The organism is Dermacoccus sp. NHGro5 (genome assembly GCF_017565385.1).
GTDB lineage: Bacteria > Actinomycetota > Actinomycetes > Actinomycetales > Dermatophilaceae > Dermacoccus > Dermacoccus nishinomiyaensis.
This window is the reverse complement of record NZ_JAGEKQ010000007.1, coordinates 46,865-71,907: the sequence shown is the minus strand read 5'-3', so window position 1 is coordinate 71,907 and position 25,043 is coordinate 46,865. Positions and strand designations below refer to the sequence as shown.

The window sequence follows — 25,043 nt, the reverse complement described above, 5'->3', positions numbered from 1 at the left end:
CTGGACACGGCGCCGTCGACGACCGTCACCCAGGTTGGTAGTGGCGGCCGAACCTCGCGAGTGTGGACGCCGCTCGCCGAGGTGTAGAGGAATCGCGAATGTGGACGCAAATCGCAGATGAGTACGGGCCCCTGACCCACCTGCGATTTTCGTCCACATCGGCGATCTACGTCCACATTCGTAGGAGATCCTCAGCAACAGCCGCCTCGCATCACCGCGGGCGACCAACGTCACGCCTGGGTGGTGCCGGCGGCTCGGCGTGGGGTGGTGGGGGGCACCCGGTAGCCTTGGCGGCACGGGCCGTGCCATTCGTACGTGTGCGGCCGAGTCTGCACGTCACGAACAAGGAGCACAGCCGTGTCCGAGAACATCACCCTGACCGTCAACGGCGAACCACGCGAGGTCGAGCAGGGCACGACGGGCACGGACCTGTTCGGCGGCGACAAGGCCGTCCTCGTCATGCGCATCGACGGTGAACTGCGCGACCTGTTCCGCGAGATCCCGGATGGCGCGTCCGTCGAGCCCGTCACCGCGCAGGACCCCGAGGGCCTCGCCGTCCTGCGTCACTCCGCGGCCCACGTGCTCGCGCAGGCGGTGCAGCAGATCAACCCGAGCGCGAAGCTCGGCATCGGACCGCCCGTCACCGACGGTTTCTACTACGACTTCGACGTCGCCGAGGCGTTCACGCCCGACGACCTCAAGAAGCTCGAGAAGGCGATGCAGAGGATCGTCAACGAGGGCCAGACGTTCAACCGCCGCGTCATCACCGACGCCGAGGGCCTCGAAGAACTGGCGCACGAGCCCTACAAGTGCGAGCTCATCGGCCTCAAGGGCAACGCTGCGAATGCGGCCGAGGGCGCGGAGGCCGAGGTCGGTGGCGGTGAGCTGACGATCTACGACAACGTCCGCCGCGACGGCACCGTCGCCTGGGGCGACCTGTGCCGCGGCCCGCACGTGCCGTCGACGAAGGTGCTCGGCAACGCGTTCAAGCTCATGCGTTCGGCCGCCGCGTACTGGCGCGGCAGCGAGAAGAACCCGCAGCTGCAGCGCATCTACGGCACTGCGTGGCCGACGAAGGACGAGCTGAAGGCCTACCTCGAGCGCCTCGCCGAGGCCGAGAAGCGCGACCACCGCAAGCTCGGCGCCGAGCTCGACCTGTTCAGCTTCCCCGAGAACATCGGCCCCGGCCTGCCGGTGTTCCACCCCAAGGGCGGCATCATCAAGCGTGAGATGGAGGACTACGTCCGCCGCCGTCACATCGAGGAGGGCTTCTCCTACGTCGGCACGCCGCACATTGCGAAGGAAGACCTCTTCTACACCTCGGGTCACCTGCCGTACTACGCGGACGGGATGTTCCCGCCCCTCGACGTCGACGGGCAGAACTACCGCCTCAAGGCGATGAACTGCCCGATGCACAACGAGATCTTCCGTTCGCGTGGGCGCTCCTACCGTGAGCTGCCGCTGCGCTTCTTCGAGTTCGGCACGGTGTACCGCGACGAGAAGTCGGGCGTGCTCTCCGGTCTGACGCGCGTGCGCATGATCACCCAGGACGACTCGCACAGCTACGTCACGCCCGAACAGGCGCCGGGAGAGATCAAGCACCTGCTCGACTTCATCCTCGGCCTACTGCGCGACTTCGGCATGAACGACTTCTACCTCGAGCTCTCGACGCGCGACGTCGACGGGGACAAGAAGGACAAGTTCATCGGCACCGACGAACAGTGGGACATCGCGACGAAGGTGCTGTCGGACGTCGCGCTCGAGTCCGGCCTCGAGCTCGTGCCGGACCCGGGCGGTGCCGCGTTCTACGGCCCGAAGATCTCCGTGCAGGCGCGCGACGCCATCGGCCGTACCTGGCAGATGTCGACGATCCAGTACGACTTCAACCAGCCCGCTCGTTTCGGCCTCGAGTACCAGGCGGCGGACGGTTCGCGCCAGCAGCCCGTCATGATCCACTCGGCGAAGTTCGGCTCGATCGAACGCTTCCTCGGCGTGCTCGTCGAGCACTACGCGGGCGCGTTCCCGGCGTGGCTCGCGCCGGTTCAGGTGCTCGCTGTGCCCGTCGCGGAGGAGTACTACGACTACCTGCAGGACGTCGCGATCAAGCTGCGCGAAGCCGGCGTGCGTGTCGAGGTCGACATGAGCGACGACCGCTTCCCGAAGAAGATCCGCAACGCGTCCAAGTCGAAGGCGCCGTTCATCCTGATCGCCGGTGAAGAGGACCGCGACAACGGCGCCGTCTCGTTCCGTTTCCGCGACGGGTCGCAGAAGAACGGCGTGCCGGTGGCCGACGCGATCGCCGAGATCACCCGCGTCATCACCGAACGTCAGAACACTGACCCGACGGCCGGCTGACTCCTGCCGCGACGACGACGCGCGCCCCCGAACCTCGCGGTTCGGGGGCGCGCTCGTGTGTTGGCATGTGCACCCGAAGGCCGGCGTTCGACACGGCCGGATGACCACGCTCGGGGTACGAAACCCGGCTGCGTCACCCGTCGCGGGGACCCACCTCAGCGCATGGTCATTTCGCTGCGGCGAAGCCCTTCTCGAGGTCGGCGATGATGTCGGCGGAGTTCTCGATGCCGACGCTCAACCGCACGAGGCCGGGCGTCACGCCGGCGCCGCGGCGGTCCTCGTCGCTGCCCTGGGAGTGCGTCGTCGACGCAGGATGGATGGCGAGGGAACGGACGTCACCGATGTTCGCGACGTGCGAGTGCAGTTCGAGGGCGTCGACGAACTTCTTGCCCGCCTCGACGCCACCGGCGATCTCGAACGACAGCACGGCGCCGGAGCCGGCGGGCAGGTAGCGGTCGGCGAGTTCCTTGTAGGGGCTCGACGGGTCGGAGGCGTAGAACAACGTCTCGACCTGCGGCTGCGACTTCAGGAACTCGACGACCTTCTTCGCGTTCTCCACGTGTCGCTCCACACGCAGCGACAACGTCTCGAGGCCTTGCGCGATGAGGAACGCGTTGAACGGGGAGACGGCCGCGCCGAGGTCGCGCAGCAGTTCGACGCGCGCCTTGAGGATGAAGGCGAGGTTCGCGCCGAGCGGCGATCCGACGCCGAGGTCGCGGGCGAACGCGAGACCGTGGTAGCTCTCCGACGGCTCGTTGAACTGCGGGAACTTCGCCGGGTCGGCGGCGTAGTCGAACGTGCCGGCGTCGACGAGCACGCCGGCGATCGACGTCCCGTGCCCCCCGAGGTACTTCGTCGCGGAGTGGATGACGACGTCCGCGCCATGCTCGATCGGGCGCAGCAGGTACGGCGTCGCGACGGTGTTGTCGACGAACAGCGGCACCCCGGCGTCATGCGCGATGTCGGCGAGGCCGCGCACGTCGAGCACCTTCTGGTCGGGGTTGCTCAGCGTCTCGCCGAACAGCAGCTTCGTGTTGTCGCGGATGGCGCCGCGCCACTCGTCGAGATCGTTGATGTTGTCGATGAACGTCGTCTCGACGCCGAGTCGCTTGAGCGTGTACTTCAGCAGGTTGTACGTGCCGCCGTACAGCGCGGACGAGGCGACGATGTGGTCGCCGGCCTGAGCGACGTTGAGGATGGCGAACGTCGTCGCCGCCTGACCCGACGCGAGCAGCAACGCGCCGACGCCGCCCTCCAGCGCGGCGATGCGGTCTTCGACCGCCTGCGCCGTCGGGTTGCCGATGCGCGTGTAGATGGGGCCGAGATCCGACAGGCCGAAGCGGTTGGCCGCGGTCTCGGCGGAGTCGAAGACGAACGACGTCGTCTGGTAGATCGGCAGCGCCCGGGCGCCGGTGTCGCCGTCGACGTTCTGGCCGACGTGGATCTGCTTGGTCTCGAAGGCCCAGTTCTCGGAGCTCATGATGATGTCCCTCTTGAGGAGTGCGTGGACGCACGGGCGGCGCACCGTACGTGTGGTGCCCGAAGGGGAATCCCTCCGCGCTTGCCCGGACGCGCTCGGCGCCGGGCCAGGTCGTCACCCGGAGCACCCCGCCGCGGTGGGAGGGTTGCCGGCCAGCAAACCGGGGTTTGACGCTGGCGCTCGTGACCTGCGGCCACTCTAGGCCGGGTGGTGTCATCAGGCGGGAATGCTGTCTCACATTCCGGTCGCGGCCCCGTGCTGACGCGACGCGCCTACGGGCGACGACCCTCATGCCGTGCTTGACTGTTGCCATGACACCGACGATCGTCCGCGCGCGCCGCGAAGACGCGTTCGCCTGCGCGGCGCTGCGTCTGCAGATGGACCTCGAGGCGGGGGAGAGCAACCGCTCCGGCTTCATCACCGAGTATGCCGATCACTGGCTCGCGCACTACGACGATCTGCCGACGTGGCTCGCCTCGAGTGCTGACGGGACGGCTCTCGGCATGGTGCAGACGTCGCTCGTGCACCGGCCCCCGGCGCTGGCTCGGCCGGCGCAGCCGTCGCTCTACATCGCGGTCGTCTTCGTCACGCCGTCGGCGCGCGGCCAGGGCCTGGCCGAGCGGATGCTGCGGATCGTCGACGCCTGGGCCGACGCGCACGACGTCGCGCGAATGATGCTCAACGCCCGTCCGCGTGCCCGCAGGCTGTACGAACGGGCCGGCTTCGGCCCGCCGGACGAACGTCACATGCAGCGTGTGGCGCCGTTCGGCCTCGACGCCCGCCGCGATGCGGAGCGTGCGTCATGAGCGACGACGTCATCTGGGCGCTCGATCAGCGCGAGCGCTGCATCGCCTGCCCGTCCAAACCGGTCGCGAACGCCGTCGTCCTGCACCTCGGTGCTGACGGCGCCCTCGCGCGCGACGCTGTCGAGCAGTGGGCTCGTGACGGCGTCATGGCCGCCTCGGTCGCATGGCCGGGGGCGGCGGCCGGCCTCGATGACGACGACTGGCTCGACCTCGAGGACGCCGTCACGGGCCTCGCCGGGCTGGCGAGCATCGTCGCCGTCGTCGGTGACGGCGACGCGGCCGAGGTCGCGCGGACGTTGGCGGGCCGTGTCGGCGACGTCGCGCACGCGGGGGAAGCCGACCGAACCATTGTCCCGGCGCGTCTGCGCGAGATCGCGGCGGTCTGAGACCGCTCACCCGGGGTGCATGGTGCGCGCGAGCCCACCCGCGGCCGCTGCGTCGAGGCAGGCGGGGCTCTAGGATCGGGCCATGGTCGACGAGTTCAACACTGATTCGCAGGACGACATCCTCATCGAGCAAGCCGGCGCCTTCGCGGGCGAGGCCGACGGGTTCGGGCGGCTGTGGACGCCGCACCGCATGGCGTACATCGAGGGCGAGCGTCCGACAAAGGACGCCGGCCACGGCTGCCCGTTCTGCGCGTCGCCTAGGAAGACCGACGCCGACGGCCTCATCGTCCACCGTGGTGAGCACTGTTTCGTCGTGATGAACCTGTTCCCGTACAACCCGGGCCACCTGCTCGTGTGCCCGTACCGTCACGTCGCCTCGTACATCGACCTCACCGACGACGAGACCGAGGAGTTCATGAAGCTGACGAAGGCCGGGGTGCGTGCCCTCAAGGCCGCGTCGAACCCGGGCGGGTTCAACCTCGGGATGAACCAGGGTGACGTCGCAGGTGCCGGCGTCGCCGCGCACCTGCATCAGCACATCGTGCCGCGCTGGGGTGGCGACATGAACTTCATGCCGATCATCGGGCGCACCAAGGCGCTGCCGGTGCTGCTCGAGGACAGCCGTCAGCGCATCGTCGCGAACTGGCCGAACGACTGACACCGGGCACCACGGGCAGTGCGCTGCCTCGAACGGGTATATCGAACCGCTACAGTTGAACCACCATGCTCAACAAGTACGCGCGCGCGTTTTTCTCCGCCATCTTCCGGCCCATCGCCCAGCTCCTGCTGCGTCTCGGCATCAGCCCCGACGTCGTGACGATCGTGGGCACCGTCGGTGTCGCGTTCGGTGCACTGTGGTTCTATCCGCGCGGCGACTTCCTCGTCGGCACGTTGTTCATCACCGTCTTCGTCTTCTCGGACATGCTCGACGGCAACATGGCGCGCCTGTCGGGCCGCTCGTCGACGTGGGGTGCCTACCTCGACTCGACGCTCGACCGCGTCGGTGACGCCGCGATCTTCGGCGGCCTCGTCCTGTACTACGCGGGCAAGGGCGACAACTTCCTCATGGCGTGCCTCGCGCTCGCGTGCCTCGTGCTCGGCTCGGTCGTCTCCTACGCCAAGGCCCGGGCCGAGGGTCTCGGCATGCAGGCGAACGTCGGCATCGCCGAGCGCGCCGACCGTCTCGTCGCCGTGCTCGTCACGACCGGCCTCGTCGGCTGGTTCCTGCCCGAGATCGTGCTGACCGTCGTGCTCACGCTGCTCGCCGTCGCATCGTTCATCACGGTCGTGCAGCGCATGCTCATGGTGCGGAAGCAGGCCCTCGCCAAGCCGTTCGAGGGCTGAGCGCGTGGCCGCCGAGGGGTTGACGACGCGCGCCCGCGACGCCGTCACCGTCGCAGCGTTCAAGGGCGCCTGGTGGGGCGTGCGGGCGCTGCCCGAGCGCGCCGCCCACCGCCTCTTCGACGTCATCGCGGACGTCACGACGCGCCGCGGCGGCCCGAGCGTCGCGCGGATGCGCTCCAACTACGCGATCGCGCGCCCCGAACTCGACGACGCAGCCCTCGACGCGCTCGTCGCCGCCGGCGTGCGCTCGTACCTGCGCTACTGGTGCGAGGCGTTCCGACTGCCGTCGCTGACACGCGAGCAGATCGCCGAGAGGGTGACCACCTCGGGTGAACTCGAGGCGACCCGCAGCATGCTCGCCGATGGACGCAGCGTCGTCGCCTACCTCGGCCACCTCGGCAACTGGGATCTCGCGGGCGCCTGGTCGGCGACACAGCTCGCGCACGTGACGACGGTCGCCGAGCGACTCGAGCCCGACGCTCTCTTCCGCGCGTTCCTGCACTTCCGCGAAGAGCTGGGCATGACGATCATCCCGCTGACCAAGGGCGAGAACGTCCTCGGCCAGGTCGAGACGCTCGTGCGCGAACCGGGTGCGTTCGCGCCGCTGCTGTCGGATCGCGACCTCACGAGCCGCGGCGTCACGGTCGACCTGTGCGGCGAGCCGGCCCGCCTCGCTGCCGGCCCCGCCGTCATCGCCCGACGCACCGGTGCGGCACTCGTGCCGATCACGATCACCTACCGCCGGCGCGACGGCGGCAGCGGCTGGGGCATCGACATCCGCTTCCACCCGGCGGTCGACATCGCCCACACCGATGATGCCCGCGCCGACGTGCAGACCGCCGTCCAGGCGTGCGCCGACGCGCTCGGTGGCGCCATCCGCGAGCACACGCAGGACTGGCACATGATGCAGCGCGTGTTCGTCCGCGACCTCGACGCGCGCCGGGGCTGAGCGGTGCGGATCGGCCTCGTCAGCCCGTACTCGTTCGACGTGCCCGGCGGTGTGCAGCTGCACGTGCGCGACCTCGCGACGTACCTGCTCGCAGAAGGGCACGAGGTCAGCGTCCTCGCGCCGAGCGACGGTGACGACGCGGGTGCGCCGTACGTGACGAGTGCCGGGGGAGCGATGCCCATCCGCTACAACGGTTCCGTCGCGCGCCTGGCGTTCGGTCCGGTCGCGGCGAGCCGGACGGCGCGCTGGGTGGAGCGCGGCGACTTCGACGTCCTGCACGTCCACGAACCGATGACGCCGAGCGTGTCGCTGCTCGCGCTGCGCACGTACGACGGGCCGGTCGTCGCGACGTTCCACACCTCGATCGAGCGTTCGCGCGCGCTGCAGCTCGCCCAACCGTTCCTGCGCCCGGCGCTGGAGAAGATCACCGGGCGCATCGCCGTCTCGCGCGCCGCGCGGGACACCGTCGCGCGCCATCTCGGCGGTGACGCCGCGCTCGTGCCGAACGGCGTCTACGTCGACCGGTTCGCGACGGCTCGCCCCGAGGCGCGCTGGCAGGATGGGGGCGAGCGCCCGACGATCGCCTTTCTCGGACGCATGGGGGAGCCGCGCAAGGGCCTGCGCGTTCTGCTCGACGCCGTCCCGCTCATCGCCCGGGCGCACCCCGGGGTGCGCGTCCTCGTCGCGGGGCCGGGTGACGTCGACGCGGCGCGGCGGGAGGTGCCCGCCTCGGCTGAGGGTCACGTCGAGTTCCTCGGGCTGCTCAGCGACGCCGAGAAGGCGTCGTTGCTGGCGTCGTGCGACGCGTATGTCGCGCCCAACATCGGTGGCGAGAGCTTCGGGATCATCCTCATCGAGGCGATGAGCGCCGGCGCCCCCGTCGTCGCCAGCGATCTGGAGGCCTTCGCGCGCGTGCTCGACGACGGCCGCTGCGGCGTCCTCTTCGACACCGGCGACGCGGCGGCGCTGGCGCATGCGGTGACGGGGGTGCTCGCTGACCGCGGTGCGCGTGACGCCCTGTCCCGGGCCGGGAGAGAGCGCGCGCGGCTCTACGATTGGTCGGCCGTCGGGCAGCAGGTCATCTCCGCGTACGAGACGGTCCGCAGTTCGCATGCCGCGGCCGCCGCGGTGGCGGGACGCCGATCATGAGCGGCGTGTGGGCCGACGTCGCCGTCGTCGTCGCGCTGTTGCTCGCGCTCGCCTGGTATCTCAGCTACACCGCAGCGCGCCTCGACCGGCTGCACGCTCGCGTCGAGGGGTCGCTGGCCTCGCTCGACGCGCAGCTCGTGCGCCGCGCCGAGGCCGCGGCCGAGTACGCGCAGGCCACCGCTCTCGACCCGGCGAGCGCGCTGCTGCTCGCCTCGTCGGCGGCCGATTCGCTGCAGGCCGCCGACGGCGCCCTCATCACGGACGACGTGCAACAGGTCGGCGTACCCGTCGAGCGTGCGCAGGCCGAGACGGCGCTGACGCAGACGCTTGCGCTCGTCGTGGGTGACGCGTCGGCGACGGACGGCGCCGCGTCGCGGGCGGAAGCAGCTGGGCGCCGCCCGATCAGCACCGTGCCTGACGTCCCAGGCAGCGCGCCCGCGGAGGGTGACGACGGGGCCCGTCAGCGTCTCGCGGACGCATGCGATCGCGTCGAACTCGCCTACCGATTCCACAACGAGGCCGTACGCGACGTACGTCGCGTACGCGCCAAGGCGATCGTCCGGGCGTTGCACCTGGCTGGACGCACGCAGCTGCCGGAAGAAGTCACGTTTGCCACCCGCGTCCACGGCCTCGGTCGCACCGACGCGTGGCGCTGATTTCTGCCGGAGCAGCCGTGTTCGGGCTGGCGTCGTCGGCCCCATCATGCCGTGGCCGGTAGCTGCCATCGACGATCATCTGTCTCCTTCATGCCCGTCTCGGGGCTAGCGTGGGCTCTCGCGTCGCATCCGCGGCGCCCATCAGAAAGAGGGACGAACACATGAGCTCTGCAGGCTCCGAACAGAACACCGCCGTGGCGACCGACCGCGTCAAGCGCGGCATGGCCGACATGCTCAAGGGCGGCGTCATCATGGACGTCGTCACCCCCGAGCAGGCGAAGATCGCCGAGGACGCAGGAGCCGTCGCCGTCATGGCCCTCGAACGTGTGCCCGCGGACATCCGCGCGCAGGGCGGTGTCTCGCGCATGAGTGATCCCGACATGATCGACGGCATCATCGAGGCCGTGTCGATCCCCGTCATGGCGAAGGCGCGCATCGGGCACTTCGTCGAAGCGCAGGTGCTGCAGGCGCTCGGCGTCGACTACATCGACGAATCGGAGGTGCTCTCGCCCGCCGACTACGCCAACCACATCGACAAGTGGGCCTTCGACGTGCCGTTCGTGTGCGGCGCGACCAACCTCGGTGAGGCGCTGCGACGCATCAACGAGGGCGCCGCGATGATCCGCTCCAAGGGTGAAGCGGGCACCGGCGACGTGTCGAACGCGACGACGCACATGCGCAAGATCCGCGGCGAGATCCGCCGCTTGACGTCGATGGCCGAGGACGAACTCTACGTCGCGGCCAAGGAGATGCAGGCTCCCTACGCCCTCGTGCGTGAGGTCGCCGAGAAGGGCAAGCTGCCCGTCGTCCTGTTCACCGCAGGCGGCATCGCGACGCCCGCCGACGCAGCCATGATGATGCAGCTCGGCGCCGAAGGCGTCTTCGTCGGCTCCGGCATCTTCAAGAGCGGCAACCCCGCCCAACGCGCCGAAGCGATCGTCAAGGCCACCACCTTCTACGACGACCCCGACACCCTTGCCAAGGTCTCCCGCGGCCTCGGCGAAGCCATGGTCGGCCTCAACGTCGACGAGATCCCCGAACCCCACCGCCTGTCCGAACGGGGTTGGTGATAATTCCTCGGCTCGTCTTCCGGTTCGCCGTGTCCGGGGCTCGCAAGCTCGCCCCGGACAATTCTCATTCGGTGCGACAGCACGCGGGACAACGGCTCAGATCCTTCTTTGATCCGCTCGCGGATCAGAGAAGGATCTGAGCCCCCATCATCACCGTCCGTTCCTTGGGGAGGCGGAAGTAGTCGGCGGGGACGGCGGCGTTGTGGCTCATCGCCATGAACAGCAGTTTGCGGAGCTTGGACATGCCGGGGCGGCCTGCGTCGATGAGGCCGATCTCGGAGACGAAGTAGTAGGCGGTGTCGGGGTCGATGTCGACGCCTTGGTCGGCGGCGATGCGCAGGGCGGCGGGCACGTCCTGGTCGTCCTGGAAGCCGTAGCGCAGCGTCAGGTGCGTGATGCGGTCGTAGTCGTTGCCGAGGTGGTCCAGTACGACGGTGTCCTCCGGTGCGATGTGCGGCACGTTGGCGCTCTTCGTCGTCACGATGAAGACGTTCTCGTGGATGACGTGGTTGAAGTTGGCGTTCTCACGCATGGCGAGCGGCGTCGTCGTCCGGTCGGGGTGGAGGAACACGGCGGTGCCGGGGACCTCGCGCAGGTCACCGCAGCGGGCGGAGCGCACGAAGTCGTCGAGGGGGCCTTCGATGTCGTGGCGGCGGCGCGCGACGATGTCGCGGCCCTTCTGCCACGTCAGCATCGACAGGCCGATGCCGCAGGCGATGACGACGGGCAGCCAACCGCCGTGGAACAGTTTCGCGACGTTGGCGGTGAAGAAGATCCCCTCGAACAGGTAGAGGAAGAAGCCGAGGACGACGAGGCGCCACTTGGGCCACTTGAGCGTGCTCTGCGCGTAGACGAGGAACAGTGTCGTCGTCATGAGGAACGTGCCCGTCACGGCGAGGCCGTAGGCGACGGCGAGTTTCTCGGAGCTGCGGAACGCGAGCAGCAGCGTTATGACGCCGATGAACAGCACCCAGTTGACGCCGGGGATGTAGATCTGGCCCTCTTCCTCCTCGCCGGTGTGACGCACCGTCATGCGCGGCAGGTAGCCGGAGCGCTCCGCTTGGCGGGCGACGGAGAACGCGCCGGAGATGACGGCCTGCGAGGCGATGACGGTGGCCGCGGTCGCGAGGATGACGAGGGGGAGCTTGGCCCATTCGGGGGCGAGCAGGAAGAACGGGTTGGAGATGTTCTTCGGGTCGCTGAGGATGAGCGAGCCCTGCCCCATGTAGTTGAGGATGAGGGCGGGGAAGACGAGCACGAACCAGGCGCGCGTGATCGGCGCGCGACCGAAGTGGCCCATGTCGGCGTACAGTGCCTCGGCGCCCGTCACGCACAGGACGATCGAGCCGGCCGCGACGAACGCGATGAAGGGGTGGCCGATGACGAAGCTGCCCGCGTACGTCGGCAGCAGTGCTCGGAAGATCTCCGGGTCGCGGACGATCTGGTTGACGCCGAGCGCGGCGAGGGTGACGAACCAGACGATCATGACGGGGCCGAAGAACTTGCCGACGGCGTCCGTGCCCTTCTGCTGGATGAAGAACAGCGCTGTGATGACGATCGCGCCGATGGGGACGACGTACTCGGTGAGCCCTTCATGCACCGTCTCGAGACCTTCGATGGCCGACATGACGGAGATCGCCGGCGTGATGACGCTGTCGCCGAAGAACAGGGACGCGCCGATGACACCGAGGATCATGACGATGCCCCAGCGTTTGCCGCCCTTGGGCACGCCCTGTCGCACGAGCGCGGCGAGCGCCATGATGCCGCCCTCGCCGTCGTTGTCGGCGCGCAGGACGAACAGGACGTACTTGATCGTCACGATGATGGTGAGTGCCCAGAACATCCAGGAGATGACGCCGTAGATGTCGCTCTCGTTGGCGACGACGGCGTTGTGGTCGACGTTGAAGACGCTCTGCACCGAGTACAGCGGACTGGTGCCGATATCACCGAAGACGACGCCCAGGGCGCCGAGCATGAGCGCGGCCATGCCCTTCTTGGCATGGCCGCCGGGGTTCGACTCGGGGGTGGACGCGCCCTCGCTCGTCACGCTCGCTTCAGTACTCACCCGGAAAGTATGGGGCCACCGCCCCTGCGCGCGCCACACGGGTAGCAGATACGCCTGTGTCATAGGGTCGCGGGCATGGAATCAACGCCACGGACCGTCATCGGGGTGCTCGCGGTGCAGGGCGACGTCGTCGAGCACGTCCGCATGCTGGAGGACGTCGGCGCGCATGCCGTGCGCGTTCGTCGTGCCGCGGATCTTGCGAACGTCGACGCACTCGTCATCCCCGGCGGGGAGTCGACGGTCATGATGCGCCTCATCGCTCAGGGGGACCTCCTCGAACCGCTGCGCGAACGCATCGCCGCGGGGATGCCGGCCTACGGCTCGTGCGCCGGCATGATCCTGCTCGCCGATCGGATCCTCGACGGGACGGCGGGTCAGCAGACGCTCGGCGGGCTCGACGTCACGGTGCGGCGCAACGCGTTCGGTCGTCAGGTCGCCTCGTTCGAGGCGGACGTCACCGTCGACGGCGTGGACGGCGGCCCGGTGCGGGCGGTGTTCATCCGCGCGCCCTGGGTCGAGGAGGTCGGCGCCGGCGTCGAGGTGCTCTCCAGCGTCGCGCTGCCGACGGGCGGTGAGGCCGTCGTCGCCGTGCGTCAGGGCAATCTGCTCGCCACGTCGTTCCACCCGGAGGTGACGAACGACGCGCGCGTCCACGCCCTGTTCGTGCGCATGGTCGAGCACGCTCGCGGATGACGACTGGGGCCGCGGCTCGCGACGGCGCTAGACTGGCCCGCGATCCGAGCGAGCGCGCCCATCTGCCGTCGCGTTCGCCCCGCGCCCCGCATCGGGCGTGTTCGAGCACGGCAGCACGAGCATCCGAGAGGCAGACATGAGCGGTCACTCCAAGTGGGCGACGACGAAGCACAAGAAGGCTGCGATCGACGCCAAGCGCGGCAAGCTGTTCGCGAAGCTGATCAAGAACATCGAGGTCGCGGCCCGCTCCGGCGGCGGTGACCCGACGGGCAACCCGACGCTGTACGACGCCATCCAGAAGGCGAAGAAGTCGTCGGTGCCCAACGACAACATCGACCGCGCCGTCAAGCGCGGCTCCGGCGCCGAGGCCGGTGGCGCCGAGTACCAGGCCCTCACGTACGAGGGCTACGCGCCCGGTGGCGTCGCGCTGCTCATCGAGTGCCTGACGGACAACAAGAACCGCGCCGTCGCCGAGGTCCGCACCGCGTTGCAGAAGAACGGTGGCTCGATGGCGGACTCCGGTTCGGTCGCCTACCTGTTCAACCGCAAGGGCATCGTCATCGTCCCGAAGGCGCAGGGCGACAAGCCCGACACGACGGAGGACGCGCTGCTCGAGATCGTGCTCGAAGCGGGCGCGGAGGACGTCAACGACCTCGGCGAATCTTTCGAGATCGTGTCCGAGGCGGGTGACTTCGTCGGCGTGCGTGAGGCGCTGCAGGCCGCCGGCATCGACTACGACTCGGCCGAGGCGTCGTTCGTGCCGTCGATGGAGGTGCCGCTCGACAAGGACGGCGCGAAGAAGATGTTCCGCGTCATCGAGGCCCTAGAGGACTCGGACGACGTGCAGAACGTCTTCGCCAACGGCCAGGTCTCTGATGAGGTTCTCGCCGAGCTGGACGCCGAGGACTGATCCCGGTCGTTCCGTGAGTGATCGACGGCCGTGCCCCGCGGGGCACGGCCGTCGCGTGCATCGGGTACGGTGGATGCGAACAAGTGTTCTATCGGGTGCGTCGTTCGCACCCGTCGAGGCCGGAGGTGTGACGTGCGGGTGCTCGCTGTCGACCCCGGTCTGACGCGCTGCGGCGTGGGCGTCGTCGCGACGGGCCAGGGCTCGACGTTGCAGATCGTGACGGTGGGGGTCATCCGTACCTCGGCAGACCTACCGTTGCACGAACGCCTCCACGAGTTGCGCGTCGAACTGGACGCCGTGTTCGAGCGCACCCAACCCGATGCGGTCGCCGTCGAGCGGATGTTCGCGCGCCACGACGTCTCGACGATCATGGGCACCGCGCAGGCGTCGGCCGTCCCGATGCTCGCCGCGGCTGAACGCGGCCTGCCGCTCGGGCTGCACACGCCCTCGGAGGTCAAGGCGGCGGTGACGGGCAACGGGCGCGCCGACAAGGCGCAGGTGACGACGATGGTGACGCGCATCCTCGGCCTCGAGGTCGCTCCCAGACCGGCCGACGCCGCCGACGCGCTCGCCCTCGCCATCTGTCATCACTGGCGCGGTGGCGGGTTGGCACGCCGGGGTGCGAGCGCTGACGGAGCGTCGGCAGCGCCGGCCGCCGTCGCGTACCGGCAGGCTGCGGCTGCCGCGGCGCGACGTTCCCGCTCGGCCAGCAAGACATACCGTGACGCCCTCGGCGCCGCGTCCCAGAGCGCGCCTGCCACTCGACCCGCCAACAGGGGAGTTCGCCCATGATCGCCAGCCTCACCGGTGAGGTGCTCACCGCCCGTCTCGACAGCGTCGTCGTCGAGGTCGGTGGCGTGGGTCTGCTCGTCCACACGACGCCGGCAACCGCCGCCGCGGCACGCCCGGGGGAGTCGATGCGCCTCGCGACGTCCCTGGTCGTGCGTGAGGATTCGCTGACACTCTTCGGCTTCGCCGACGACGACGAACGGGCCCTGTTCGAGCAGGTCCAGACGGTCAGTGGCGTGGGGCCGCGTCTCGCCCTCGCGATGCTCGCCGTGCACCCGCCGCAGCAGCTCGCCACCGCGATCGCGGGCGGCGACGTCAGGGCGCTGACGAAGGTGCCCGGCATCGGCAAGAAGGGCGCCGAGCGCATCGTCCTCGAACTGCGGGACAAGGTCGTCTCCGCCAGTGGTGACGGCGGGCAGGCGGCGCCCCAGGCCGTCGTCCCGGCCACTGCGGGTGGCGACCAGGTCGCCGAGGCGCTCATCGGGCTCGGCTGGAGCGCGAAACAGGCCGAGGACGCCGTCGCCAAGGTGGCTGCCCGTCCTGAGGCCGAGGGCGCGAACACGCCCACCGTGCTCCGGCTGGCGCTGCGCGAGCTGGGCCGATGAGCCCGTCCCACTTCGAGGACCACAGCGCCGACGTCTCGCCGCGCCTCGTCGACCCCAACGGCACCGAGGACGAGCAGCAGCTCGAAGCGGCCCTGCGACCGAAGAAGCTGGCCGATTTCCCCGGGCAGCCACGCGTGCGCGAGCAGTTGAGCCTCGTCATCGAGGCGGCCCGGCGCCGAGCGACGCCGCCCGACCACATCCTGTTCTCCGGCCCGCCCGGCCTGGGCAAGACGTCGCTTGCGATGATCGTCGCGAGTGAGCTCGAGGCGCCCATCCGCATCACGAGCGGCCCTGCCATCCAGCACGCCGGTGACCTGGCCGCCATCCTGAGCTCGCTCAACGAGGGGGAGGTGCTCTTCCTCGACGAGATCCACCGCATGGCCCGCCCCGCGGAGGAGATGCTCTACCTCGCGATGGAGGACTTCCGGGTCGACGTCATCGTCGGCAAGGGCCCAGGGGCCACCGCGATCCCCCTCGAACTGCCGCGCTTCACCGTCGTCGGTGCGACGACGCGCGCCGGTCTGCTGCCGGCGCCACTGCGCGACCGCTTCGGCTTCACCGGCCATCTCGACTACTACGACGCGGCCGACCTCGCCGACATCCTCGCCCGCAACGCCGACCTGCTCGGCGTACCCGCGACGCGTGAGGGCATCACCGAGATCGCCGGCCGCTCCCGCGGCACGCCGCGCATCGCCAACCGGCTGCTGCGCCGGGTGCGTGACTACGCGCAGGTGCACGGGCGCCACGTCGTCGACCTGACGTCCGCGCGTGCCGCGCTCGAGCTGTTCGACGTCGACGACGACGGCCTCGATCGCCTCGACCGCGCGGTGCTCGAAGCCCTGTGCCGACGCTTCGGGGGTGGGCCGGTCGGGCTGTCGACGTTGGCCGTCGCCGTCGGTGAAGAACCCGACACGGTCGAGACGGTGGCCGAGCCGTATCTCGTGCGCGAGGGCTACATGATCCGCACGCCGCGTGGGCGTGCCGCGTCACCGCGGGCGTGGACGCACCTCGGGCTGCGCCCGCCGGACGGGCACTTCACCGAGACATTTCAGCGCGACACCGACGACGGGGGCGGACGTTTCACCGGGTAGGGTGGTGCGGCCACCGCTCGAGTCCGCGCACCGCGCACCGGTGAGAGCGCGCGAGGCGCTTCGAGATCTGACGTGAGGACCCACATGCCGTACCTGGTCGCCGAGTCGCAGGCGGGAAGCTCGGGCTTCCCGATCCTGCTCGTGCTGCTGCCCTTCCTCCTGCTCGCGCTGATGTTCTTCACGCAGCGTCGGCGCTCCCAGGCGACGATGCGCGCGCAGGCCGCGCTTCGCGTCGGTGACGAGGTGCGCACGACGAGTGGGCTGTTCGGCACGCTGCGCGAACTCGACGACGTCAGTGGACACCTCGAGATCGCCCCCGGCACCGTGGTGAGGTTCGATCGTCGGGCCCTGCTGCCCGCAGCCCCCGACGAGATGGAGAAGGGTCGATGAGCACGCCCGCAGGCGCCGAGCGCGCCGACGAGAACCGTTATGCGGTCGATTCGAACCGCCCCGCGGCGCGCAAGAAGCCGAAGCACACCAACCCCAAGCGTGGCTTGGCCGTGCTTCTCGCCCTGTTCCTCGTCCTCGTCGGTGGCATCGCTGCGACGGGACATTGGACACCGAAGCTGGGGCTCGACCTCGAAGGTGGGCGCACCGTCGTCCTCGAACCGGTCGTCACAGGCGGCAAGAGCGTCAACTCGAGCCAGGTCAAGCAGGCCGTCGACATCATCCGCAACCGCGTCGACGCCACCGGCACGTCCGAGGCGGAGGTGACGACGCTGGGGGAGAAGGACATCGTCGTCTCCATCCCCGGAAACCCCAGCCAGCAGGTGCTCGACTCGCTCTCGCGCAGCTCGCAGCTCAACTTCCGCGCAGTCATCGCCGCCGCGCAGGGCAGCACGACGGGTACCTCGCCGTATCGCCTGCCCGAGGTCGTCAACCCCTCGAACGCCGCCAAGAACGGCGCCCCCGGCTCGGCGTCCGCGTCACCGTCTTCATCGGCCTCCGCTTCGGGTTCTGCGTCGAGCTCGGCCTCGTCGTCACCGTCGTCCAGTTCGAAGGACCGACTGCCGGCCGCATTCAAGACCGCCGGCCCGGCCAACGCGAGCGACCCGGCGTGGGGCAACGAGAAGGTCGACTCGGTCTGGGTCAAGGCCGGTATCGCGACCCCGTCGACGACGTACAACCAGCTGCTGCAGCTCTACGCCTGCACCCCGGCCTACCAGGAGGTGGCCGCGGCCGCCCCTGACAACAAGCCGACCGTCATGTGCGCGAAGGAGGGCAACGAGAAGCTGCTCCTCGGCCCGGTCGAGATCAAGGGTTCGCAGCTGACGGACGCGAGCAGCGGCCTCGACACGAACCAGCAGGGCAACCAGACCGGCGAGGTCGCGGTCAACCTGTCGCTCAACGGCTCGGGCAAGACGGCCCTGGCGAACGTGACGCGTCGCGTCGCCCCGCTCGAGCAGCCCCGCAACCGCTTTGCCATCGTCGTCGACGGTCAGTCGATCTCGGCGCCGACCGTGCAGGCCCCGCTGACGGACGGTCAGGCGAAGATCACCGGTGGCTTCACCGAGTCGAGCGGCAAGCTGCTCGCAGACTCGCTGAAGTTCGGTGCGCTGCCGATGTCCTTCAAGGAACTCACCTCCGACCAGGTCAGCCCCCAGCTCGGCTCCGACCAGCTGACGAAGGGTCTCATCGCGGGAGCCATCGGCTTCGGCCTCGTCGTGCTGTACTCGCTCATCCAGTACCGCGCGCTCGGCCTCGTCACCGTCGCGAGCCTGCTCGTCGCCGCGGCGATGACCTACCTCGCCGTCACGCTGCTCGGCTCGCTCAACAACTTCCGCCTGTCGATGGCGGGTGTCACCGGCCTCATCGTCGCCATCGGCATCACGGCCGACTCGTTCATCGTGTACTTCGAACGCGTCAGAGACGAAGTGCGCGCCGGACGGCCATTGCGGGCCGCCGTCGAGACGGGATGGACGCGCGCGAAGCGCACCATCATCATCTCGGACGCGGTGAACTTCCTCGCCGCCGCCGTGCTCTACGTGCTGTCGGAGAGCACCGTCAAGGCGTTCGCGTTCACCCTCGGTCTCACGACGATCATCGACATCGTCGTCGTCATGTTCTTCACCCACCCGGTGCTGGCCCTGCTCGCCCGCACGAAGTTCTTCGGTGGCGGCCACCCCGCCTCCGGTCTCGACCCCGCGCGTCTGGGCGCCCGTCAGGCCGCATACGCGGGCCGCGGTCGCGTGACGATCGCCGACCGCCGCCGCGCCGCCGCACAGGAGGAGACAGCCTGATGGCCAGCCTCGCAACATTCGGCAACGACCTGTTCACCGGTCGCCGCCAGATCGACTTCATCGGCAAGCGCAAGCGCTGGTACGCCCTGACGGCGCTGCTGCTCGCGCTCGCCGCCGTCGGTCTGTTCGGGCGGGGGCTCAACTTCGGCCTCGAGTTCACCGGTGGCTCGGAACTGCGCGTGCCCGGCGTCTCGAGCACGCACGACTACGACACGCGCGCCGAGAAGGCCGTCCAGTCGGCGACCGGCTCGAACGCCGACATCGTCGTGACGAAGCTCGGCTCCGACACGATCCGCGTGCAGAGCGAGAAGCTCGGCAACGGCACCGCCGACGCGACGGACGCCGTCAAGACGTCCCTCGCAAAGGAGTTCGGCGTGTCGCCGAGCAACGTCACGTCCTCGTTCATCGGCCCCTCGTGGGGTGAGACGGTGACGCACAAGGCGATCGTCGCGCTGTTCGTCTTCCTCGCGTTCGTCTCCGTCCTGCTCGCGTTGTACTTCCGCACCTGGACGATGGCCGCGGCCGCGCTCATCGCCCTGCTGCACGACCTGTTCTTCACGGTCGGCATCTACGCCCTCACCGGGCTCGAGGTGACGCCGGCGACGATGATCGGCTTCCTCACGATCCTCGGCTACTCGATCTACGACACCGTCGTCGTGTTCGACAAGGTGCGCGAGAACACGAGCGAGGCGTTCGCGACCGGCCGCCGCAGCTTCGACCAGGCCGCGAACTACGCGGTCAACCAGACGCTCGTGCGCTCCATCAACACCTCCGTCGTGGCGTTGCTGCCGATCTCGGCCATCCTCGTCGTCGGCGCGCTGTTCATCGGCCCGAGCACGCTGCTCGACATCGCCGTCGCCCTGTTCATCGGTATCGCCGTGGGCACCTTCTCGTCGATCTTCATCGCGACGCCGGCCCTGACCGACCTGCGCCGCCGCGAGAAGGGCGTCCAGGAGCTCGCGCGTCGAGCCGGGAGCTACCAGTCGCGTGCCACGACCGACGACGAGCACGCCACCGCGGCGTCCGCCTCGGGCGTCGTGACGGCGCCGGCCCCTTCCCAGGGCGGTGGCGCGTCGCAGACGGCGCGCACGCGCGGCATCCACCCCGCTGCCAAGCGTGACGACTGAGGCCGCCGCGATGATCGAGCAGCGCATCGCCGACGTCGTCGGCCGCCACACGCGTGACATCGCCGACTTCCCGAGCCCCGGTGTCGTCTTCAAGGATCTGACGCCCCTGTTCGCCGACCCGGCGGCGTTCGGACAGGTGCTCGACCTGCTGGCCCAGCGTCATGACGGCGTCGACGTCGTCGCGGGCGTCGAGGCGCGCGGGTTCATCATCGGCGCGCCGCTGGCGCAGCGCATGGGCGTCGGTTTCGTGCCGATCCGCAAGAAGGGCAAGCTGCCCGGTGACGTCGTCTCCGCCTCCTATGACCTCGAGTACGGCTCGGCGACGATCGAGGTGCAGACGGACGCGGTGACGCCGGGTGCGAACGTCCTCGTCGTCGACGACGTGCTCGCGACCGGGGGCACGGCCGTGGCTGCCTGCGAGCTGATCGAGAAGGTCGGCGGGCGTGTGGCGTGCCTCGACGTGCTCGTCGAACTGGCCTTCCTGCCCGGCCGCGAACGGCTTGATCGGTGGGAGCTCCACACGGGCCTCGTCGTCAACTGACGCCAGGGGCACTACGATCGGCGCATGGCTGAGCAGTCCGGTTCCAACGCGACCTCGCGCGTGCGCGCCCGTCTCGTCCGCTTCGGGGGCCCGCGTCCGGGCTTGAACCGCGTGCTCGACCCGCTGCTGCGCACGGTGCGTGAGACGCACCCGAAGGCCGACACCGCGCTGATCGAGCGCGCCTACGAGGTGGCGGAGCGCTGCCACCGTCATCAGGTGCGCAAGAGCGGCGACCCGTACATCACCCACCCGCTCGCCGTCGCGACCATCCTCGCCGAGCTCGGCATGACGCCGCCGACGCTCGCCGCGGCCCTCCTGCATGACACGGTCGAGGACACCGACTACTCGCTGGAGCAGCTCACCGACGACTTCGGGCCCGAGATCGCGCGTCTCGTCGACGGTGTGACGAAGCTCGACAAGGTGACGTACGGCGACGCCGCGCAGGCTGAGACGGTGCGCAAGATGGTCGTCGCGATGGCACAGGACATCCGCGTGCTCGTCATCAAGCTCGCCGACCGCCTGCACAACGCGCGCACGTGGCGGTACGTCTCCGCCGAGTCCGCCCAGCGCAAGGCGACGGAGACGCTCGAGATCTACGCGCCGCTCGCGCACCGGCTCGGCATGAACACGATCAAGTGGGAGCTGGAGGATCTGTCGTTCGCGACGCTCTATCCCAAGGTCTACGACGAGATCGTCCGCCTCGTCGCCGACCGCTCACCGGCGCGCGAGTCGTACCTGCGCACCGTCAAGGAGCAGGTGTCGGCCGATCTAAGGGCCGCGCGCATCGCCGGTGAGGTGACGGGCCGGCCCAAGCACTACTACTCCGTGTACCAGAAGATGATCGTGCGCGGCCGCGACTTCGAGGACATCTACGACCTCGTCGCCGTGCGCGTCCTCGTCGAGTCGGTGCGCGACTGCTACGCCGTGCTCGGCACGCTGCACACGCGGTGGACGCCCGTCCAGGGGCGGTTCAAGGACTACATCGCGATGCCGAAGTTCAACATGTACCAGTCGTTGCACACGACGGTCATCGGACCCGGCGGCAAACCCGTCGAGATCCAGATCCGCACCTACGACATGCACCGTCGCGCCGAGTACGGCGTCGCCGCGCACTGGAAGTACAAGGACGACGCGAAGAAGGGTGCGACGAGCGCCGACGGCACGGTCAGCGCCTCGCCGGCGACGGGCACGAACGACATGGCGTGGCTGCGTCAGCTGCTCGAGTGGCAGCGCGAGACGGAGGATCCGGGCGAGTTCCTCGAGTCGTTGCGCTTCGAGGTCGGCAGCCGCGAGATCTACGTCTTCACGCCGAAGGGCGGCGTCATCGGGTTGCCGTCCGGGTCGACGCCCGTCGACTTCGCGTACGCCGTGCACACCGAGGTCGGCCACCACTGCATCGGCGCGCGCGTCAACGGGCGTCTCGCGCCACTCGAGACGACGCTCGTCACGGGCGACTCGGTCGAGGTGCTCACCTCGAAGGCGGACGGCGCCGGGCCGAGCCGCGACTGGCTGACGTTCGTCAAGTCGCCGCGTGCCAAGAGCAAGATCAAGCAGTGGTTCACGAAGGAACGCCGCGAGGAGGCCATCGAGAAGGGTAAGGATTCCCTCGCGAAGACACTGCGCAAGCAGGGTCTGCCCCTGCAGCGCCTCATGTCGCACGAGTCGTTGACCGAGGTCGCGACGCGGATGAACCACGCCGACATCGACGCCCTGTACGCCGCGATCGGTGACGGGCACGTCTCGACCGAAGCCGTCATGCGTGCCCTCGTCAAGGCGCACGGCGGTGAGGAAGCAGCCACGGAGGACATGGCGGAGGCGACGACGCCGCGCACCGCGCCGCGCTCACGTGCGGGCGATCCGGGCGTCACCGTCGTCGGCACCGACGACGTGTGGGTCAAGCTCGCGCGCTGCTGCACACCGGTGCCGGGCGACGACATCGTCGGGTTCGTCACGACGGGCTCGGGCGTGTCCGTGCATCGCGAGGACTGCACGAACATCGAAAACCTGCGTCGCCAGCCCGAGCGGCTCATCGACGTCGCGTGGGCGCCCGGACAGGCGAGCGTGTTCCTCGTGCAGCTGCAGGTCGAGGCGCTCGATCGCAGCGGGTTGCTCTCCGACATCACGCGCGCGCTGAGCGACCAGCACGTCAACATCCTGTCGGCGAACCTGTCGACGCAGGCCAACCGCGTCGCCATCAGCAAGTTCACGTTCGAGATGGGCGATGCGAGCCACCTCGACCACGTCATGCGCGCGGTGCGCAAGGTCAGTGGCGTGTTCGACGTCTACCGCATCACCGGCACCGGCGCGCGCGCCGACCATCGCACGACGCCGGAGCAGGTGAAGCCCGCCGCGTCGCCGGCGGCCGACGAGGACGAGTGAACCGCAGCCGCTGACGGTGCCGACGGTGTGTCGGCGCCCAGCGATAGGCTGACGGCGACCTGCCCCCGCACGAACGGACGCCCGCCGTGACCGACTCCGCAGCCACGCCTGACCTCGTCGAACTCGCCGAGGCGTACGGCATCACGACCGAGTACGAGGACTGGAAGAAGGCCCGCGTCAGCGTCGCGGCTGACACGCTCGTCGCCGTCCTGGCGGCGCTCGACGTCGACGCTTCGACGCCCGACGCCGTGCGCTCGGCGTTGCAGACGCGTCGGGACGCACCGTGGCGCCGCGTCGTGCCGCCGTGCGTCGTCGTGCGCGAGGGCGACGATGTCGAGTTCCCGGTGCACGTCGTTGAGTGCGACCAGGTGGCCGTGCACGTCGTCACCGAGGTCGGGACGCATGTCTCGGTGACGGTGTCGTCGCGCGCGCAGGAGACCCGCGAGGTCGACGGACGCGTCGTCGAACGGCATGTCGCGCGCGTGGACGGCGACCTGCCGCTGGGGTACCACACCGTCATCGTGTCGCCTGTTGGCCTTGCTGCGGGCGACGGCGACAGTGACGACACGCGCGTCGACGGCGAGGATCGCCCGTCCACCGAGGCCGGCGACGGGCACGACACGAGGGCCGCGGGTGCGCGCGCAAGCCTCATCGTCACCCCGCGGGTGCTCGAGGTGCCGGCGACGATGCGCGACAAGCGCGTGTGGGGCCTGGCGACGCAACTGTATTCGGTGCGTTCACAGGGGTCATGGGGTGTGGGCGACCTCGTTGATCTGCGCGACCTCGCCGTGTGGTCGGCGGCCGAGCACGGCGCCGACTACGTCCTCGTCAATCCGCTGCACGCGGCACAACCGAGCGCGCCGATGGAGCCGTCGCCGTACCTGCCGACGTCGCGTCGCTTCGTCAACCCGCTCTACCTGCGGGTCGAGCACGTCGAGGAGTACGCGAGCGCGTCCGCCGACATCCGCGGGGTCATCGACGACCTGGCGCGGGATGTCCACGCGCGCCTCGACGACGTCGACCGCATCGACCTCGACGCTGCGTGGGGGGCGAAGGAGCAGGCGTTGCGAGTCCTGTGGCAGATCGGGCGCACGCCGGGGCGTCAGGCCGCGTTCGACGCCTACTGCCGCGCCGGCGGCGAGCAGCTCACCCGTTTCGCGACATGGTGCGTGCTGTTCCGCACCTTCGGGCCCGACTGGCGAACCTGGCCGCACGATTATCAGGACGCGACGGCGCCCGCCGTCTCGCGGTTCGGCTCCGAGCACGCCGACGAGGTCGACTTCCACCGCTGGTTGCAGTGGTGCCTCGACGAGCAGCTGCGCGGCGTGCAGTCGGACGCCGTCGCCGCGGGCATGGCGCTCGGCGTCGTCCACGACCTCGCCGTCGGCGTCAACCCCGCGGGCGCGGACGCCTGGGCCCTGCAGGACGCGTTCGCGGCGGGCATCCACGTCGGCGCTCCGCCTGATCAGTTCACCCAGCTCGGGCAGGACTGGGGGCAGCCACCGCTGCGCCCGGATCGTCTCGCCGAGACGGCTTACGCGCCTTTCCGCGAGATCGTCGGCACCGTCCTGCGCCACGCCGGTGGGGTGCGCATCGACCACATTCTCGGGCTGTTCCGCCTGTGGTGGGTGCCGGAGAGCATGACGCCGAAGGACGGCACGTACGTGACGTACGACCACGAGGCGATGATCGGCATCCTGGTCCTCGAGGCGCAGCGCGCGGGTGCGCTCGTCGTCGGGGAGGATCTCGGCACGCTCGAGGCGTGGGTGCAGACGTTCCTCGCCGAGCGCGGCGTGTACGGCACGTCGATCCTGTGGTTCGAACAGGACTGGGATGCGCAGCGTCCGCTGCCACCCGAGGATTGGCGCGAGAAGTGCCTCGCGTCGGTGACGACGCATGACCTGCCGCCGACGGCCGGCTATCTCGACGCCGCGCACGTGCGGCTGCGTCACGAGCTGGGGCTGCTCGACGGCTCGCTCGAGGACGAGTTGGCGCGAGACGAGGCGGACCGCCGGCGGTGGCGCGAGTTTCTCGTCGCTCAGGGCCTGCTCGATGACGCCGACGCGCCGAACGAACAGGTCGTCGAGGCACTGCACGCGTTCCTCGTCACGACGCCGTCACGGATGCTCAACGTCGCGCTCGTCGACGCCGTCGGCGACGTGCGCGTGCAGAACCAGCCCGGCACGGCCGACGAGTACCCGAACTGGCGTGTACCGCTGTCCGGCCCCGACGGCGAGCCGATCCGGCTCGAGGACGTCTTCACGAGCGAGCGCGCCGCGCGCTTGTGCGGCATCTTCGCCGGGCTGAACGAGCACGCCGCCCAGGGTTGACCTCACGGCGGTGTACGGCGTCACCGCACGAACATCGCCCGAGAACGAGTCACGGCTGACGCGTTCTCGGGCGATGTG

At 69.6% G+C, this 25,043-nt stretch carries 22 protein-coding genes and 1 riboswitch; of the genes, 20 read left to right on the top strand and 2 right to left on the bottom strand.

The window, feature by feature from the left end:
• Positions 1 to 357: 357 nt before the first annotated feature.
• Positions 358 to 2,355, top strand: a complete 1,998-nt coding sequence (gene thrS / locus J4Z35_RS04125; RefSeq protein WP_062257610.1) for a threonine--tRNA ligase — start codon at positions 358 to 360, stop codon at positions 2,353 to 2,355.
• A 166-nt stretch (positions 2,356 to 2,521) separates the two neighbouring features.
• Here the strand turns inward: thrS and J4Z35_RS04120 are convergent, their stop codons facing one another.
• Positions 2,522 to 3,835, bottom strand: a complete 1,314-nt coding sequence (locus J4Z35_RS04120; protein ID WP_062257640.1) for a bifunctional o-acetylhomoserine/o-acetylserine sulfhydrylase — start codon at positions 3,833 to 3,835, stop codon at positions 2,522 to 2,524.
• Positions 3,836 to 3,907: 72 nt separating this feature from the next.
• Positions 3,908 to 4,023, bottom strand: a riboswitch (SAM riboswitch).
• A gap of 123 nt (positions 4,024 to 4,146) precedes the next feature.
• On the opposite strand from J4Z35_RS04120, the gene J4Z35_RS04115 reads away from it, so the two are divergent.
• The 8 genes from J4Z35_RS04115 (at position 4,147) to pdxS (ending at position 10,195) form a co-directional block, all read left to right on the top strand.
• The gene (locus J4Z35_RS04115; protein WP_006944541.1) at positions 4,147 to 4,641 is read left to right on the top strand and encodes a GNAT family N-acetyltransferase; all 495 of its coding nucleotides are present in this window, start codon (positions 4,147 to 4,149) and stop codon (positions 4,639 to 4,641) included.
• Positions 4,638 to 5,027: a hypothetical protein gene (locus J4Z35_RS04110; protein WP_038567939.1), complete on the top strand. Its 390-nt coding sequence runs from the start codon at positions 4,638 to 4,640 to the stop codon at positions 5,025 to 5,027. Before J4Z35_RS04115 ends, J4Z35_RS04110 begins: the two co-directional genes overlap by 4 nt.
• 82 nt (positions 5,028 to 5,109) lie before the next feature.
• On the top strand, positions 5,110 to 5,685 hold the full coding sequence (locus J4Z35_RS04105; protein ID WP_074039222.1) for an HIT domain-containing protein: 576 nt from the start codon (positions 5,110 to 5,112) through the stop codon (positions 5,683 to 5,685).
• Positions 5,686 to 5,750: 65 nt separating this feature from the next.
• Entirely contained in the window at positions 5,751 to 6,371 is a 621-nt protein-coding gene (gene pgsA, locus J4Z35_RS04100) for a phosphatidylinositol phosphate synthase (protein ID WP_062257612.1), read from the top strand.
• A gap of 4 nt (positions 6,372 to 6,375) precedes the next feature.
• Positions 6,376 to 7,320, top strand: coding sequence for a phosphatidylinositol mannoside acyltransferase (locus tag J4Z35_RS04095; protein ID WP_062257616.1), 945 nt, complete (start codon positions 6,376 to 6,378; stop codon positions 7,318 to 7,320).
• A 3-nt stretch (positions 7,321 to 7,323) separates the two neighbouring features.
• Positions 7,324 to 8,469 carry a glycosyltransferase family 4 protein gene (locus J4Z35_RS04090; RefSeq protein WP_062257618.1) on the top strand — a complete coding sequence of 382 codons (1,146 nt, stop codon included), beginning with the start codon at positions 7,324 to 7,326 and terminating at the stop codon, positions 8,467 to 8,469.
• On the top strand, positions 8,466 to 9,125 hold the full coding sequence (locus J4Z35_RS04085; RefSeq protein ID WP_062257619.1) for a hypothetical protein: 660 nt from the start codon (positions 8,466 to 8,468) through the stop codon (positions 9,123 to 9,125). Before J4Z35_RS04090 ends, J4Z35_RS04085 begins: the two co-directional genes overlap by 4 nt.
• Positions 9,126 to 9,286: 161 nt before the next feature.
• On the top strand, positions 9,287 to 10,195 hold the full coding sequence (gene pdxS / locus J4Z35_RS04080) for a pyridoxal 5'-phosphate synthase lyase subunit PdxS (protein ID WP_006946845.1): 909 nt from the start codon (positions 9,287 to 9,289) through the stop codon (positions 10,193 to 10,195).
• 124 nt (positions 10,196 to 10,319) lie between these two features.
• On the opposite strand, the gene J4Z35_RS04075 is transcribed toward pdxS, so the two are convergent.
• Positions 10,320 to 12,260 carry a potassium transporter Kup gene (locus tag J4Z35_RS04075; RefSeq protein WP_231729487.1) on the bottom strand — a complete coding sequence of 647 codons (1,941 nt, stop codon included), beginning with the start codon at positions 12,258 to 12,260 and terminating at the stop codon, positions 10,320 to 10,322.
• A gap of 75 nt (positions 12,261 to 12,335) precedes the next feature.
• On the opposite strand from J4Z35_RS04075, the gene pdxT reads away from it, so the two are divergent.
• From pdxT to malQ, 11 genes are all read left to right on the top strand, one after another.
• Complete coding sequence (gene pdxT / locus J4Z35_RS04070; RefSeq protein ID WP_006946839.1) at positions 12,336 to 12,953, top strand: pyridoxal 5'-phosphate synthase glutaminase subunit PdxT; 618 nt, start codon at positions 12,336 to 12,338, stop codon at positions 12,951 to 12,953.
• A gap of 136 nt (positions 12,954 to 13,089) precedes the next feature.
• Positions 13,090 to 13,863 carry a YebC/PmpR family DNA-binding transcriptional regulator gene (locus J4Z35_RS04065; protein ID WP_038570805.1) on the top strand — a complete coding sequence of 258 codons (774 nt, stop codon included), beginning with the start codon at positions 13,090 to 13,092 and terminating at the stop codon, positions 13,861 to 13,863.
• Positions 13,864 to 13,995: 132 nt separating this feature from the next.
• Positions 13,996 to 14,655: a crossover junction endodeoxyribonuclease RuvC gene (ruvC, locus tag J4Z35_RS04060; protein ID WP_062257625.1), complete on the top strand. Its 660-nt coding sequence runs from the start codon at positions 13,996 to 13,998 to the stop codon at positions 14,653 to 14,655.
• Positions 14,652 to 15,257: a Holliday junction branch migration protein RuvA gene (gene ruvA / locus J4Z35_RS04055; protein WP_006944830.1), complete on the top strand. Its 606-nt coding sequence runs from the start codon at positions 14,652 to 14,654 to the stop codon at positions 15,255 to 15,257. Before ruvC ends, ruvA begins: the two co-directional genes overlap by 4 nt.
• On the top strand, positions 15,254 to 16,348 hold the full coding sequence (gene ruvB, locus J4Z35_RS04050) for a Holliday junction branch migration DNA helicase RuvB (protein ID WP_006944831.1): 1,095 nt from the start codon (positions 15,254 to 15,256) through the stop codon (positions 16,346 to 16,348). Before ruvA ends, ruvB begins: the two co-directional genes overlap by 4 nt.
• 84 nt (positions 16,349 to 16,432) lie before the next feature.
• Complete coding sequence (locus tag J4Z35_RS04045; RefSeq protein WP_006944834.1) at positions 16,433 to 16,738, top strand: preprotein translocase subunit YajC; 306 nt, start codon at positions 16,433 to 16,435, stop codon at positions 16,736 to 16,738.
• Complete coding sequence (secD, locus tag J4Z35_RS04040; protein WP_006944829.1) at positions 16,735 to 18,588, top strand: protein translocase subunit SecD; 1,854 nt, start codon at positions 16,735 to 16,737, stop codon at positions 18,586 to 18,588. The genes J4Z35_RS04045 and secD overlap by 4 nt, the downstream gene beginning before the upstream one ends.
• Entirely contained in the window at positions 18,588 to 19,715 is a 1,128-nt protein-coding gene (gene secF, locus J4Z35_RS04035; RefSeq protein ID WP_006944836.1) for a protein translocase subunit SecF, read from the top strand. Before secD ends, secF begins: the two co-directional genes overlap by 1 nt.
• On the top strand, positions 19,705 to 20,256 hold the full coding sequence (locus J4Z35_RS04030) for an adenine phosphoribosyltransferase (protein WP_313956479.1): 552 nt from the start codon (positions 19,705 to 19,707) through the stop codon (positions 20,254 to 20,256). The genes secF and J4Z35_RS04030 overlap by 11 nt, the downstream gene beginning before the upstream one ends.
• 24 nt (positions 20,257 to 20,280) lie before the next feature.
• Positions 20,281 to 22,635 (top strand): bifunctional (p)ppGpp synthetase/guanosine-3',5'-bis(diphosphate) 3'-pyrophosphohydrolase, encoded by a 2,355-nt coding sequence (locus J4Z35_RS04025; RefSeq protein WP_006944833.1) that lies wholly within the window; start codon positions 20,281 to 20,283, stop codon positions 22,633 to 22,635.
• A gap of 86 nt (positions 22,636 to 22,721) precedes the next feature.
• Positions 22,722 to 24,965: a 4-alpha-glucanotransferase gene (gene malQ, locus J4Z35_RS04020; protein WP_006944828.1), complete on the top strand. Its 2,244-nt coding sequence runs from the start codon at positions 22,722 to 22,724 to the stop codon at positions 24,963 to 24,965.
• The last annotated feature ends 78 nt before the right edge of the window (positions 24,966 to 25,043 follow it).

Coding starts and splice junctions, on each gene's coding strand:
- secF (WP_006944836.1), top strand. CDS start 18,588: ATGGCCAGCCTCGCAACATTCGGCAACGACCTGTTCACCGGTCGCCGC.
- J4Z35_RS04115 (WP_006944541.1), top strand. CDS start 4,147: ATGACACCGACGATCGTCCGCGCGCGCCGCGAAGACGCGTTCGCCTGC.
- ruvA (WP_006944830.1), top strand. CDS start 14,652: ATGATCGCCAGCCTCACCGGTGAGGTGCTCACCGCCCGTCTCGACAGC.
- J4Z35_RS04025 (WP_006944833.1), top strand. CDS start 20,281: ATGGCTGAGCAGTCCGGTTCCAACGCGACCTCGCGCGTGCGCGCCCGT.
- pgsA (WP_062257612.1), top strand. CDS start 5,751: ATGCTCAACAAGTACGCGCGCGCGTTTTTCTCCGCCATCTTCCGGCCC.
- J4Z35_RS04120 (WP_062257640.1), bottom strand. CDS start 3,835: ATGAGCTCCGAGAACTGGGCCTTCGAGACCAAGCAGATCCACGTCGGC.
- pdxS (WP_006946845.1), top strand. CDS start 9,287: ATGAGCTCTGCAGGCTCCGAACAGAACACCGCCGTGGCGACCGACCGC.
- ruvB (WP_006944831.1), top strand. CDS start 15,254: ATGAGCCCGTCCCACTTCGAGGACCACAGCGCCGACGTCTCGCCGCGC.
- J4Z35_RS04065 (WP_038570805.1), top strand. CDS start 13,090: ATGAGCGGTCACTCCAAGTGGGCGACGACGAAGCACAAGAAGGCTGCG.
- J4Z35_RS04085 (WP_062257619.1), top strand. CDS start 8,466: ATGAGCGGCGTGTGGGCCGACGTCGCCGTCGTCGTCGCGCTGTTGCTC.
- pdxT (WP_006946839.1), top strand. CDS start 12,336: ATGGAATCAACGCCACGGACCGTCATCGGGGTGCTCGCGGTGCAGGGC.
- J4Z35_RS04110 (WP_038567939.1), top strand. CDS start 4,638: ATGAGCGACGACGTCATCTGGGCGCTCGATCAGCGCGAGCGCTGCATC.
- J4Z35_RS04105 (WP_074039222.1), top strand. CDS start 5,110: ATGGTCGACGAGTTCAACACTGATTCGCAGGACGACATCCTCATCGAG.
- J4Z35_RS04045 (WP_006944834.1), top strand. CDS start 16,433: ATGCCGTACCTGGTCGCCGAGTCGCAGGCGGGAAGCTCGGGCTTCCCG.
- secD (WP_006944829.1), top strand. CDS start 16,735: ATGAGCACGCCCGCAGGCGCCGAGCGCGCCGACGAGAACCGTTATGCG.